The organism is Pseudomonas sp. GW823-FHT02C05 (assembly GCF_058797595.1).
Map to the genome: position 1 here is coordinate 1099194 of NZ_JBXAJU010000001.1, position 13688 is coordinate 1112881.

Consider the following 13688-nt stretch of genomic DNA (forward strand, 5'->3'; position numbering starts at 1 on the left):
ACTCCTAGTTTTGCAGGATCTTGCGTCCCTTGATCACCACGTTCTTGTTGGCCTTGATGTTGATCGCGCCAGAGCCGTCTATGGTGATGTCCTTGCCGCTGATGCTGATGGTGCCGTCCTTCTTCATGACGATGCTGGCTTTGCCGGTCATGATGGTCACCGAGTCACCGGCATCGATGACAAGGTTCTTGCCCACCGTCAGCTCATCGTCCTTGCCGATATCGGTCGTGCGTCCCGCGCCGACCTGGCGCGATTCGTTGTCTTTTACCGTCGTTGAAAGATTGGCTCCGACGTCCACCGAGCGGTTGGTACCCACATTGGTCGACTGGTAGAGGCCCACGTTGACGTTTTGGTAGGCCCCTACATTCACCGTTTGAAAGGCACCGATGACAACTTCCTGCGCGGCGCCGATGGCGATCGTCTCGTTGATACCTACCGCATGGGTGCGTTGCAGGGCCACGGTCGCGGTTTCGCTGGCGCCCACGCTGATGGTGCGGTTGAGGCCTATGCTGATCGTCTCGTTACTGCCGACGCTTTCGGTACGGTTGACGCCAATGCTGATGTCCTCGTTGTTGCCCACGCTTTCGGTGCGGTTGACGCCGATGGTGATGGTCTCGTTGTGATCGACGGTTTCGGTGCGGTCGTGTTTGACATGCACAGTCTCGTCGTTATCGATGGTCTTGCTGCGGTCGTGGCCGACCCAGTGGGTCTCGTCGTTCTCGACCTCGATGTCCTGGTTCTTCTCGGCATGGATAAACAGTTGCTCCGCACCTTTCTTGTCCTCCATGCGGATTTCATTGAAGTTGGCCGGTGAGCCGTCCTTGCTCGAACGGCTTTTCACCCCGCTCTGAGTGGCATTGGCCGGTAGCGTGTAGGGCACGGTCTGTTCGGCGTTGTAGACGCGGCCAGTGATGATCGGCCGATCCGGGTTGCCTTCGATGAAACTGACGATCACTTCCTGACCGATCCGCGGGATTTGCACCGCTCCCCAGTTCTTGCCGGCCCAGGCCTGGGACACGCGCATCCAGCAGGAGCTATTGGCATTGGACTGGTCGTGGCGGTCCCAGTAGAAATGCACTTTGACCCGGCCATACTGGTCGGTCCAGATCTCCTCGCCATCGGGGCCGACCACCACGGCGGTCTGCGGCCCGCGAACAATGGGCATGGGGGTCAGGGGAAGAGGGCGGAAGGCCTGGCTGGCATCCATGCAGTCCAGCTCGCTGGTGAACTGCTCGGACAGGTCCAGCTGCGCATTTTCATAGAGTTCCTGGCGGATCTGATAGCGTGCGAACACCACCAGGTATTCGCGGTTCTGGTCCTCGCGCTCGTAGCCGGTCAGCTTGAACAAATGGCCGCAGCCCAGCCCGCGGGCGCGGCCGCGCAGCTGCACGCGCTCGAACTGGCTGTGAATGGCTTCGATGCGGGTACGCGCGTAGTGCTCGCCGTCGTTGCTCTGAACGTATTCACCGGGGTAGTCGTAGAGCGGGTGGTCGCCGTTGCTGTGACTGCGCGACACACTGGAGCGCACCTCCAGTCTGGCGCGGGGGCGCTTGAAGTCGTAGTCGTTTAGCTCCAGAGAACCGGGTTGGACTTCCCGCTCCAGTTGCCAATCGTAGAAATGGTCGCGCTCGCGCATTTGCCGATCGGGCGGGTAGAAGGGCACCGAGTCATAGTCGGCCACCGTGGAGTGGGCGCCATAGGCGTCGGCAAACACCAGTACATGACGCGCCTGCTCATGGCGAAAGTAGTAATAGATGCCTTCGTGCTCCATCAACCGGCTGACGAAGTCAAAGCTGGTTTCACGGTACTGCACGCAATATTCCCACTCGCGGTAGTTGCCGCTCAGGCTGTCTTCGAAATCGGAGAAACCGAGGTCGCGGAACACCTGCTTGATGATCTCCGGCACCGTTTTGTTCTGGAAAATCCGGCAGTCCGAAGTGCGCGTGAGCAGCCATAACCAGGGCCGTAGGCTGACGCGGTAGCCGGCGAACTGACCGTGGCCGTTCACTTGCCGGCAGCTGCAGACAATGCCGTGGAAATAGCGTTTGCTGCCGTCGTGCAGCTCCAGGGTCAGGCCCATCGGCTTGCCCAGCAACTGGTCGAATGTGATCGCTCGGTTTTCGGAGGTGAGGTCCAATTCGTAGTGGAACAATCGCCCCAGCTCTTCGTTGCCTTCCATGCTCTGCAGCAACAGGACATCGCCGCCGAGGGGACTGTCGACCTGCACCAAACGGTTGTTTTGCGTTATTGCCATAAACGACTTCCTCTGGCTCGTGTTCGGGCGTCAGTCGTCCGTCTCGCGGGGTCAGGGGAAATCGTGTCCATCCATCGCGGTACATCCACCACAGAGATGATCTCCATATCGGCCTCATAGGCACTCAGTCAAAGCGAACGTACGAGTCAATCCGGCTTCTGCGGATTAACCTTCTGTCCAGAGCCACTTGGGCATCACCTCTAACAATTTCGGTTAAAGTCTTAGCGCGGTTTAATCCTAGTCAAGAAACTCTCCGACCAATGGAGCGAACACCGAGCCGTTTCAAGGTAGGTGACCGACGGTCATTTTTTGCCTGGCTACGAGCGCGACGACATGCACCGAGAGGTGGCGCGTCATCAAGGCAGCGCGCCGTTATAACTGGCTTGGCGGCCCATGAATGGGAGGAGTTGTTCATCCATAGCGGCCCAAGCTCACCACCACCTGCGCCTCAGCGGGTTGCCCATGGCCAAGCACCTGGGTGAATCGAAGCAAAAGCTGCTCCAGCTCATGGCGCTAAGTTGCCCGATTCGCTTGAATAACGCCCCGCGTCGCCTTGCCAAACAAGCGCGCAGCCAAAGAATAAAACGGAATATTTCGAAAGGACCCGGCATGTCGTTATCCCGCTGTCTATCTGGCCTGTCCAACTTGTTGCACTACCGCCGCGAATGGTTGCGCGCCGACCTGCGGGCCGGCTTGTCCGTGGCGGCTATCCAGATCCCGATCGCCATCGCCTATGCGCAGATTGTCGGCCTGCCACCGCAGTACGGGCTTTACGCCTGTGTGCTGCCGATGATCGTCTATGCCTTGATCGGCAGCTCGCGGCAACTGATGGTCGGCCCCGATGCCGCTACTTGCGCCATGCTCGGCGGGGCCGTGGCGCCTTTGGCCATGGGCGACCTGCAGCGTACCGTCGAATTGTCGATGATCGTCACCGTGCTGGTGGGCCTGATGCTGATTGCCGCCGGGATCGCCCGGGCGGGTTTTATCGCCAGCTTCTTCTCGCGGCCGATCCTCATCGGCTACCTCAACGGCATCGGTCTGAGCCTGATCGCCGGGCAAATGGGCAAGGTGGTGGGCTTCAAGATCGAAGGCGACGGCTTCATCCTGGGGCTGGCGGACTTTCTCCAGCGCCTGGGGGAGATCCATGGCCTGACCCTGGCCGTCGGCCTGGCCAGCCTGGGCCTTTTGATCTGGCTGCCGCGACGCTATCCGCGCGTACCTGCGGCGCTGCTGACGGTGGCGCTGTTCACCTTGCTGGCCGGGCTATTGGGCTTCGACCGCCTCGGAGTGGCGATCCTCGGTCATGTGCCGGCCGGGATGCCGGAGTTGTCCTGGCCCAAGACCACCCTGGAGGAAAGCAAGAGCCTGCTGCGCGACGCGCTGGGCATCGCTACCGTGAGTTTCTGCAGCGCCATGCTCACTGCCCGCAGCTTCGCCGCGCGCCATGGCTACGCGATCAACGCCAACCATGAATTCATCGCCCTGGGCCTGAGCAACCTGGCCGCCGGTGCCTCCCAGGGCTTTGCCATCAGCGGTGCGGATTCGCGTACCGCGGTCAATGACATGGCCGGAGGCAAGAGCCAACTGGTGGGCATCATCGCCGCCCTGGCGATTGCGCTGATTCTGCTGTTTTTCACCGCGCCCATGGCGTGGATTCCGCAGCCGGCCCTGGGCGCGGTGCTGTTGATGGCGGGCTGGGGCTTGCTCGACGTCAAGTCCCTGAAGCAAATCTACCGCCTGAGCCGCTTCGAGTTCTGGCTGTGCCTGCTGACCACCGTCAGTGTGCTGGGGCTGGGCGTGCTGCCGGGCATCATGTTCGCCGTGACCCTGGCCATCCTGCGCCTGCTGTACAGCATCTACCAACCCACCGACGCGGTGCTGGGCTGGATGCCGGGCATCGAAGGCCAGGTGGACATCCGCCAGTACCCGCAAGCCCGCACTGTGCCCGGCCTGGTGGTGTATCGCTTCGACGACGCGATCCTGTTCTTCAACGCCGACTACTTCAAGATGCGCCTGCTGGACACCGTGCAGCGCGAGAGCCAACCCGAGGTGGTGCTGTTCGATGCCGAGGCGGTGACCGATATCGATGTCAGCGGCATCGCGGTGCTGCGGGAAATCCGCGAGACCCTGGCCGCCCAGGGCATCTACTTCGCTATCGCCCGTGCCCGCGGTACTTTCCTGGCGATGCTGGAACGTTCGGGGATGACCCGGGAAATGGACAGCCAGTTGCTGTTCGGTTCGGTGCGTTCGGGCATCAGGACCTACCGCATATGGCGCAACAGCATGCGCGGCAAGCAATGAAGCAGAGGAGGGTGACCGGCAGGGAGCGGCCCTGCCGGCGCTTGATCGAAGCTCAGCCAGGTTGGCATGGCATCACTGGGTGATGGTCATGCTGCTGGTGGCCTGGACCGAGCCATAGCGGATGCGCGGATACGTCGGGTCGGCGTAGCTGAAATCCATCACCGTGCCGACGGAACCGAAGTACAGGGCCTGGCAATTGAAGTTCACCGCGACCTGGCCGCCGTAAGGAGTGACCCCGATGGCGACCTGGGTCGGCCCGGTCCATTCGATCTTGCAACCCAGCGTACCGCCTGCTGCGCCGGCATTGTATCCACGACAGTTCAAGGTGGCGTTGCCGTTGCTGGTATTGGGAAAGCCCGCCCATTTGGCGATGGCCAGGTTGGCCGAGCATGAAGTGTTGACGCTGCTGGCTCCCGGGGCGAGCTTGTAGACCCCGGACGGTGGCGCAAGCGTTGCCGTGACAGGCGTCAATGGCAGCGCGGCAAGGCTCGATGCCGCCTGGTTTTCCACCACGGTGGTGGGCGAGGGCGGGAGCTTGCACACCACCACGGCGCCGACGTCGTCGGACTTCTTCAACTCACCCTGCGCAGTGATATCGGCGCCGCCCTTCGACTCGCAGAAGAGTTTGCGCAACTGGGCTTTTTCTTCGCTGTCAGCCAGGGACGAGGCCTGGGCCAAAGGTGCAAGGGCCAGGCCAATGACGCCAGCCATCAGCACGCTTGAAAGTTTCATGATCGATTCCTTATCGGGGTTATGACTGGCTGCACCCTAAGAGCGCCAGGCGGTTTTTTTCATGACAAAAGCTCGGGTGTTGCGCGCAAACAGGGCCGCTGGAGTTTTGTCCTTTCTGGGCTTGACCGGATGCCGCTATCTGCTGTTGAATGCGCGCCCTAAAGCCTCTGCAACCTTTTCTCCAAGTGGTGAAGCCAGTGCCCTACGCCAGCCAACACGCCTGATACCGACGACGGTCCATCCTGCCTGATGGCTGCCCGTGCTTGCGCGCGGCGCTTGATTGCCATGCCTGCCTGATCCTGTCGTTGGTTTTTCTCTGTTTTCGAGGACAAACCCATGCACACGGATATTCGTGCCACCGCGCACAACCTGGAACTGCTCAAATACCCCCGCACGCCCCACCTGCAAGGCTCGCGCCTGCAAGATGGCGACACTGACACTGGCCAGGTGCGCTATGCCGCCCTGGCCGGACAGTGGCTGGTGGTGGAAGAAAAACTCGATGGTGCCAACACCGGCATCAGCTTTAGCGCAGGCGGCGAGTTGCGCCTGCAATCTCGCGGTCACTACCTCACTGGCGGTGGTCGCGAGCGCCAGTTCAATCTGTTCAAGCAGTGGGCCTCGGCCCATGAGCACTGGTTGCTGGAACGCCTGGAAGATCGCTTCGTGCTGTATGGCGAGTGGCTGCACAAGAAGCACTCGGTGTTCTACGACCACTTGCCACATTACTTCTGCGAGTTCGATGTGTGGGACCGCGCCACAGGGCTGTTCCTCTCCACCGCGGCGCGCCGGCGCCTGCTAGAAGGTGGGCCGGTTCTGTCGGTGCCTGTGCTGTACGAAGGCCCGGCACCGCGCCGGCATGCCGAGCTGCTAGCGCTGGTGGGCGATTCGCTGGCCAAGACCGCGCACTGGCGCCAGGTGTTCGAGCAGGTGGTGCACCGCGAAGGCCTCGACCTGGCCCGTGCCTGGCGCCAGTGCGACCGCTCCAGCCGCATGGAGGGCCTGTACCTGAAGCTCGAGGACGAGCAGCAGACCCTCGGCCGGCTCAAGTGGGTACGCCAGGACTTCGTCCAGGCCATCCTCGATGCCGACCAGCACCATGCCAGCCAACCCTTTATCCCCAATCAACTGGCCGCCGGCGTCGACCTCTATGCCCCGCGCCTGTCCATGGACTGGCAGGGCCCACGCCACGGCTACTGAAGGAGCATCTCGAAATGGATATTCAACAACTGCGCCAACTGGTCCCCGAGCCGGGGCGCGATATGGACACCGCCGCCTGCCTGTCGGCCATTCCGGCCCTGGCGCGCCTGGCCGACACACCGCAAGACCCGATCTACCACGCCGAGGGCGATGTATGGATTCATACCTGTCTGGTGGTCGAGGCATTACTGGCGCAACCCGCCTACCAGCAGGCCAGCGCCGAGCAGCGCTTTGTGCTGTTCTTCGCGGCCCTGTTGCACGACATCGCCAAGCCCGACACCACGGTGATCGACAAGGATACCGGGCGTATCGGCCAGCCCGGTCATTCACGCCGGGGGGCGGTGGATGCGCGGCTGCTGTTGTGGCGCGCCGGTGTGCCGTTCGAGCTGCGCGAGCAGATCTGCCGCATCATCGCCGTGCACCAAGTGCCGTTTTTCGCCCTGCAGGGTAATCGCAGCGGCCGCAGCCCTGAGTTCCTCTTGCACAAACTGTCCTGGGAACTGCCGCTGTGGATGCTCTGTGCCGTCGCCGAGGCCGATATGCAGGGCCGCAACTACGCCGGCAAGGCCGATGTACTGGACGCCATCGAACTGTGGCGCGAACTGGCGCAGGAGGAGGGCTGCCTGCACGGCCCGCGGGCCTTTGCCGACGACTACACACGCATTCAGTACCTGCGTGGCGCCCGGGTACATCCCGACTACCCGTTGCACGCGCCGCAGGGTTCGTCGGTGGTGATGCTCTCGGGCCTGCCGGCAAGCGGCAAGGACACCTGGACCGCACAGCATCACCCGGAGCTGCCGGTGGTGTCGTTCGACGACGCCCGCCAGGCCCTGGGCCTGCGCCATGGACAGAATGAAGGCGCCGCTGCGCATTACGCCATCGACCGGGCCAAGGCCTTGCTGCGAGAGCACAAACCCTTTGTGTGGAACTCGACGCACCTGTCGGCGCAGATGCGCAACCGCACCTTGGACTTGCTCTACGGTTACGGCGCCGAGGTGGAAATTCTCTACCTGGAGCGCCCCGAGAGCGAGATCATGCGGCGCAACCAGCAGCGCGACACCTCGCTGCGCAACGATGATATCCGCCGCATGCTGTTCAAGTGGGAAGTGCCGTTGCCGACCGAGGCACACCGGGTTGTTTATCAGGCCGTGACGGGCTGAACCGGGAGTTCGCCCATCTGAAGATGGTGCGTTCAATCTGGTTTCGAGCAGATAACACCTGATGTGAGCAAGGAGGGCTAAGTGATAACTGAAAAAATGAAATGCATGGAGGCACTTGGGGCTTTTTTAGATCGGCTCTATGTAGCGTCTTCAAAAAGGCAAGGTACGGCACTAAGCAGAGATCGCGGGCATTACGAGTACCCAGGTGAAAAGTTCTGTGTCTACGTGACGATTTTCCCCTGTGAGGTTGAGCTTATATTTGAAGGTGAGCACTTGGAAGATGGATCCTTTGTGCTGACCTTGGACGCATGCACTCCTGATGGGGAAATACTCGCTGGTAATATCATCTCCATGCACGGTAGCTGTGGGGAAGTTGAAGCGCTGCTGGCCTCATCGGAAGCGCGGGTGCTTATTGAATTACTTACGTTTCTTGAAGGTGGGGCGTTGGAGTGATTGATAGCCTGGAAGTTAAAGAATTCGATCACCTTGAAGAGGCGCTAATTGATGCGGATGTGTCTTTCGGGGAAATGACACGTCAGTATGCTCTCTATCTGCTCAGGCTGATTGACAGTGGCGTGCTTGCCAGTATCTCTGACTCCAAGTTGAAGATGCTGGTTCCATATATCGAAGAAGGCATCCAGCGAGAGCGTATAGAAAACGATAAAGATCTCCGAAAAAAGCTGGCGATCGAACTTTGGGAAATAGAGAGCCAGCACCGTAAGTCAGATGAGAACTTTGCCAATCTCATACGTTGTGTGATTTTTTGTTTTGGAACGCAAGAGCGCTGGATTGAAGAGGGTACAGGAGATATAACACCGATTTATCTTTATTTTCTGATTCTAAAAAACATAACCCCTGATATAAGGCAGGATTTTATCAAGAACTTTCAAGGTTTTATTGCATATCGCCGCTGCTGCGCTACATAGCTTGATAATCATCGATTGAGTGCCCTGTAAAAATGAAGCTTACAGAACTATATAGCCGGATAATCAGTAAAGAGCCCTATAACGATATGGCTATTTTCTTTGAAAGCTATGAGAGCTTTGAAGAAATACCGCTTGTATCTAGATATAGTCGCTTAAAGCTCTTGAAAGATGAGATGAACGACAGTGGTGTTTCTGGCTTTCTGATAGGCCTCGCTGTATTTCTTTTAAACACTCTAAGGTGGTTGGAGGCGTCAAGAACTGAAGGTGTTTTTTTTGCCATGACGTTTACGGAGTTTGCGGGATTGGAGGAGCAAAGCGTCCTCATGCCTAATATATTTATTTATCCAAAACCAGCTTCAGACGGTTTCTTGGAGAACATACGAGAAAAGGATAAAGGAATTGCATCGCGGGAGATGACAGAAGTAAAAAGGCATTTTTCCAGCTGCGGGCTAGAAACAGCTTTTGATTTTTATGAGAGTAGGTTTTATGACACCGCTTGCGCTGAAGACATTGTAAGGATCTTTGCTGTTTCCAGGACTTGCTGAGAGAAAATGCTGATGCGTGGGCCTATTCACAAAGCCTGGCTTGGCAGAAGATCCAGTGTTGCAAACACGAGTGCGGCGCCGGTTCTGGCGCCACACTTCGTGAACCTGGTTGCAGTTCTCCAGCCTCGACCTAAGTGCGCAGCACGGGATCGGGGCTGATGGAGGGATCTTGCGGCCTGCGGTGGCGATTCTCCCATTGCAACAACAGAGAAATACCGCAGGGCAGGACCGTCAAGGTCACGACTGTCGCAATGGCCAGCCCGCCAATCACCGCGTAGGCCATCGGTCCCCAGAATATCTGCGGGGCGATCGGGATCATGCCGAGAATAGCGGCGCAGGCGGTCAACAGAATCGGCCGGGCCCGGTGCATCGACGCGTGAATTATCGCTTCGGCTGGCGACTGCCCCAGTTTCATGTTGATCTCCACCTCCTCGATCAAAATGATCGCATTGCGCACGATCATCCCGACCAGAGCAATTACCCCCAACTGCGCCACAAAGCCCATGGGCGTTCCTGTCGGCAGCATGGCCAGGACAACGCCTATGAGTCCGAACGGCGCCATTGCGATGGCCAGGAACATGCGGGAAAAACTGCGCAGTTGCACCATCAAGAGCACGCACATCACCAGCGCGGTGAGCGGGAGAACGGCGAGCAGCGATTTGCTCCCCTTGGCGGCTTCCTCGACTGCGCCACCTGTTTCAACCTTGTACCCCTTGGGCAGCTCCGCAGAGAACCGTGCCACAACCGGTGCGAGCGCCTGCACTACGGTCGAGGCCTCGAGCCCATCGCGAACATCTCCCTGCACGGTGAGCAGGGGAAGACGTTGGCGTCGCCAGACGATGGGATCTTCGACGCCAAAACTCAGCTTGGCGATTTGAGTCAAGGGGATGGTATGACCTTGGGACGAGCGCAACTGAAGATTGGCGAGGGTTGCAAGGTTGGTGCGTTCGCCGATCTGGGCGCGGATCACCACATCGATCAACCGGTCGTGATCGCGCACGGTGGTCACCGCCGAGCCCGAGAAAATGGTCGCCATGGTACTGGCGATATCTTCGGACGAAAGCCCCAGGGCGCGGGCCTGAGTCTGGTCGACTTCGACGAGGATACTGCGCTGTGGCTCGCCAGAAAGCAGGTGAACCTCGCGGGTGTCGTGGTTGGCGGAGATGAGGTTGGCCAGACGCCCGGCAATATCGCGCACGGTGTTCTGATCGGGTCCCGTGATCCGATACTTGAGTGGCCACCCCACTGGCGGACCGAGCTCCAGTGGCGTCGCACGAGCGATGAGGTCGGAGAATTGCGTCTTGAACGCCGCGGCAAGCTTCGCCTGTAACGCATCGCGCTCCTTGACGCCCTTGGTCACCACCACCGTCTGGGTGACGTTTTCGTTCTGCAGCAAGACTTCCATCGGGAGATAGAAACGAATGGCCCCGGAGCCGATGTAAGTGGAAAAACGCTCGACATCGGGGTCGTTCTTTAGCAACGCCTCAAGTTTCGAGGCTTCCCGCGCCGTTGCATCCAGTGAGGCATTCTGCGGCAGCGTCAGGCTCACCAGAAGCTCGGGGCGGTCGGAAGGTGGAAAGAACTGCTGTTCGAGATAGCTGGAGGCACCGAGAGAGGCGACGAACGCCGCCATGGCAACGCCCAGGGTCATTGCCCGATGGCCAAGGGCCCAAGCCAGCGCCCGTTCGTAGGCTTTCATCAGGCGCCCGGCGCCATGGCCGTGATGCGGCAATGACTTGGGCAGGATCAGGGTCCCGAGCAAGGGTGAAAACAGCACCGCAACAATCCAGGAGGCCGACAGCGAGATCAGCACGACCATAAACATCGAGTAGCAGTATTCACCTGCGCTGGAGGCCGCAAAGCCAACCGGGATGAACCCGGCGATCATCACCAGTGTGCCGGTCAGCATCGGGAAGGCGGTTGACTCGTAGGCGAAGCTCGCTGCGCGCTTCAGATTCCAGCCTTCTTCCAGTTTTCCGACCATGGCCTCCACGGTGATCATCGCGTCATCGACCAGAAGGCCAAGGGCGATGATCAGGGCCCCGAGCGAGATACGTTGCAGGCCGATGCCGGTCAGCTCCATACCGATGAAGGTCATCGCCAGAACAAGGGGGATCGACAGGCTGACCACCAACCCGGCGCGGACACCGAGCGAGAGAAAGGAAACCGCAAGCACGATCGCCACCGCTTCGGCGAGGACCGTCAAGAAGCCACTGACGGCTTGCTTCACGACTGTCGATTGGTCTGCGACCTGGATCATCTCTATACCGTGAGGCAAGGATGCCCTGACGTCATCCATGCGAGTCCGTACGGCCTCGCCGAAATTGAGCAGGTTACCGCCCGCGGCCATCGAGATGGCAAGACCCAGGGCTTTCTCGCCGTTGACCCGGAACAGCGGGGCTGGCGGATCGGCTGCTATTCGCTGGATAGCGGCCAGTTCGGTGAGCGGCACGAAACGGTCGTTGGCCTGCAACGTCACGTTGCGCAAGCTCTCCTCGGAGGCAAAGCCGCCGCTGACGCGCAGGGCGATCTTATCCTCGGCCAACCGCACCGTGCCTGATGGTACGACTGCGTTCTGCGCCTTCAAGGCTCGCAACACGGCCTCTTCGTCAAGCCCGAAGGCGGCAAGCCGGCCCGGGGAGAACTCAATGACGATCTGCTCCTCTTGAACCCCCATCAACTGAACCTTGCCAATACCTGGAATACGCAGCAGTTCAGCGCGCACGCCTTCGAGGTAGTCACGCAGTTCACGGTCAGAGAAACCCTCGGCGGTAAATCCGAAGATCTGCCCATAGGTGTCGCCGAATTCGTCATCGAAGAAGGGGCCCTGCACGCCGCTTGGCAGTGTTGCGGTGATGTCGGCCATCTTCTTGCGAACCTGATACCAGGCATCAGGGACTACTCGCGCCGGCGCATCATCGCGCAGGTTGACCATGATCACCGATTCGCCTGGGCGCGTGTAGCTGTCGAGCCGGTCCAGATAAGGGGTCTCTTCAAGCTTTTTTTCCAGGCGGTCAGTCAGAAGCTGGGTTGTATCGTCGAGGGAGGCCCCAGGCCAGTGCGCGGTGACAACCATTGTCTTGATGGTAAACGCCGGATCTTCGTTGCGACTCAGCTTGGAATAGCTGATCGCCCCTCCGACCAGGGTTACCAGCATGAGGAAGAACACCAGAGGCATCTGTTCGATTGACCAGGCCGAGAGGTTGAATCCTTGCCGGTCTTTTGCCGGTGCTGTGTTCGGCTTCATTGGGTCGCCTCCGCGGTTTCATAGACAACTTTCTGTCCTGCGCGAAGTTTGCTGACCCCAGCCGTTACAACGGCATCGCCCTCGGTGAGCCCTGACTCGATCAGCGCCTGTGTCGCCGTGAAGCGTGTCACGACGACAGGTTTGCGAATAAGCACGTGATCAGAAGGTTGCACCACAAACACCGCCGGCTTGCCTTCCTCGCTGGTCAAGGACGTAGCGGGAAGAATGAACAGCGCTTTGCCGGGCAATAGCAAGCGCCCGGTTACGGTGGCCCCCAATGTCATGGCGGGCGGGGTTTGCGGCAAGGCGATGCGCACCCGATAGGTTCGGGTCGCGGCGTCGGCGGTCGGGCTCACATCGCGGATGGAACCAATGACTTTGATCTTGGGGTCCGACACGAGAGCCACTTCGACTTGCACATCCGAGATCACTGAGGTGTAGAGGCGCTCGGACACGTTGAAGACGGCGTCACGTTCGTGTGTCGAGGCAAGCTTGATTGCCAGCTGGCCGGCATCGACAACCTGGCCGGTGTTGACCATTACCCCGCTGACAATGGCGTCGTCTGGGGCGCGCAATTCGGTGTAGCTCAGCTTGTTGCGGGCGGTCAGCAGGCCGGTCTTTGCCACGTTCAGCCGAGCGTTGGCTGCCCGCCAGTTAGCCGCCGCCTCATCCACCCGGGCACGGGCGACGAATTGCTTGTCAAACAGCATGCGCTGGCGATCAAGCCCTGATCGGGCAAACTCTTCCGCGGCTTCCGCACTGCGTACTTCGGCCTCGGCGACTCGCACTTCGTTCTGGACGTCGTTAGGGTCGAGCGAGGCCAGTAGCTGTCCCTTGGCGACAGCCACTCCGACATCAACATTGCGGGTCGCGATCCGACCTGCAATACGAAAAGCCAGATCGGTCTCGATGTGAGCTCGGATCTCGCCCGTTTGGGCGACTTCTTCACCTATCACGCCCGGCTTGGCAATGATCGTTCGGACGGGGCGGGGCGCCTCTTGCGCACGTTTTTCTTCCTGACAGCCGGTAAGGAGCAGGCTAAGGCAGCACACATAGCCGCAGATCCGCAATGCCGTGGGCACTATCATTTTTTTCCCTCGATCAAGTAGGACACGCAAGTCAAGGTGTTCACCCTCAGGAAAAACACGCTCGTATTACAGAATTCATCACTGGCCGACCGCCCTCCCTTGAGTCGTACCGAGCCTGAGGGCCCGATCAGGTTTCAGAGGGCTCGCTGTACGTCCGGTAGCCGGAAGGACCACTATTTTTTTGCTTACGTTGTTTCTGTATAGCCAAAGATTCAAAGCGGGTGGGACCGTCGCGTCA

Annotated in this window: 10 protein-coding genes; 6 read left to right on the forward strand and 4 right to left on the reverse strand. The window is 59.7% G+C overall.

What is annotated here, in order from left to right; translation table 11 throughout:
* Window positions 1–4 precede the first annotated feature (4 nt).
* Window positions 5–2254, reverse strand: a complete 2250-nt coding sequence (locus tag AC1RGE_RS05065; protein ID WP_065364060.1) for a type VI secretion system Vgr family protein — start codon at window positions 2252–2254, stop codon at window positions 5–7.
* 609 nt (window positions 2255–2863) lie between these two features.
* On the opposite strand from AC1RGE_RS05065, the gene AC1RGE_RS05070 reads away from it, so the two are divergent.
* Entirely contained in the window at window positions 2864–4555 is a 1692-nt protein-coding gene (locus AC1RGE_RS05070; RefSeq protein WP_011061293.1) for a SulP family inorganic anion transporter, read from the forward strand.
* A 72-nt stretch (window positions 4556–4627) separates the two neighbouring features.
* Here the strand turns inward: AC1RGE_RS05070 and AC1RGE_RS05075 are convergent, their stop codons facing one another.
* Window positions 4628–5287, reverse strand: coding sequence for a hypothetical protein (locus tag AC1RGE_RS05075; RefSeq protein WP_492583529.1), 660 nt, complete (start codon window positions 5285–5287; stop codon window positions 4628–4630).
* A 336-nt stretch (window positions 5288–5623) separates the two neighbouring features.
* Here AC1RGE_RS05075 and AC1RGE_RS05080 point away from each other — a divergent pair, with 336 nt between their 5' ends.
* The 5 genes from AC1RGE_RS05080 (at window position 5624) to AC1RGE_RS05100 (ending at window position 9115) form a co-directional block, all read left to right on the forward strand.
* Window positions 5624–6484: an RNA ligase family protein gene (locus AC1RGE_RS05080; RefSeq protein ID WP_262214461.1), complete on the forward strand. Its 861-nt coding sequence runs from the start codon at window positions 5624–5626 to the stop codon at window positions 6482–6484.
* Between the two features lie 14 nt (window positions 6485–6498).
* Window positions 6499–7644 carry an AAA family ATPase gene (locus AC1RGE_RS05085; RefSeq protein WP_492583531.1) on the forward strand — a complete coding sequence of 382 codons (1146 nt, stop codon included), beginning with the start codon at window positions 6499–6501 and terminating at the stop codon, window positions 7642–7644.
* An 81-nt stretch (window positions 7645–7725) separates the two neighbouring features.
* A complete protein-coding gene (locus tag AC1RGE_RS05090; protein ID WP_492583533.1) occupies window positions 7726–8097 on the forward strand; it encodes a hypothetical protein in 372 nt (123 codons plus the stop codon).
* Complete coding sequence (locus tag AC1RGE_RS05095) at window positions 8094–8570, forward strand: hypothetical protein (protein WP_492583535.1); 477 nt, start codon at window positions 8094–8096, stop codon at window positions 8568–8570. The genes AC1RGE_RS05090 and AC1RGE_RS05095 overlap by 4 nt, the downstream gene beginning before the upstream one ends.
* 32 nt (window positions 8571–8602) lie before the next feature.
* Window positions 8603–9115, forward strand: a complete 513-nt coding sequence (locus tag AC1RGE_RS05100) for an Imm15 family immunity protein (protein WP_492583537.1) — start codon at window positions 8603–8605, stop codon at window positions 9113–9115.
* 130 nt (window positions 9116–9245) lie between these two features.
* Here the strand turns inward: AC1RGE_RS05100 and AC1RGE_RS05105 are convergent, their stop codons facing one another.
* Window positions 9246–12362 carry an efflux RND transporter permease subunit gene (locus AC1RGE_RS05105; RefSeq protein ID WP_492583539.1) on the reverse strand — a complete coding sequence of 1039 codons (3117 nt, stop codon included), beginning with the start codon at window positions 12360–12362 and terminating at the stop codon, window positions 9246–9248.
* Window positions 12359–13450, reverse strand: a complete 1092-nt coding sequence (locus AC1RGE_RS05110; protein WP_492583541.1) for an efflux RND transporter periplasmic adaptor subunit — start codon at window positions 13448–13450, stop codon at window positions 12359–12361. The genes AC1RGE_RS05105 and AC1RGE_RS05110 overlap by 4 nt, the downstream gene beginning before the upstream one ends.
* Between the last annotated feature and the right edge of the window lie 238 nt (window positions 13451–13688).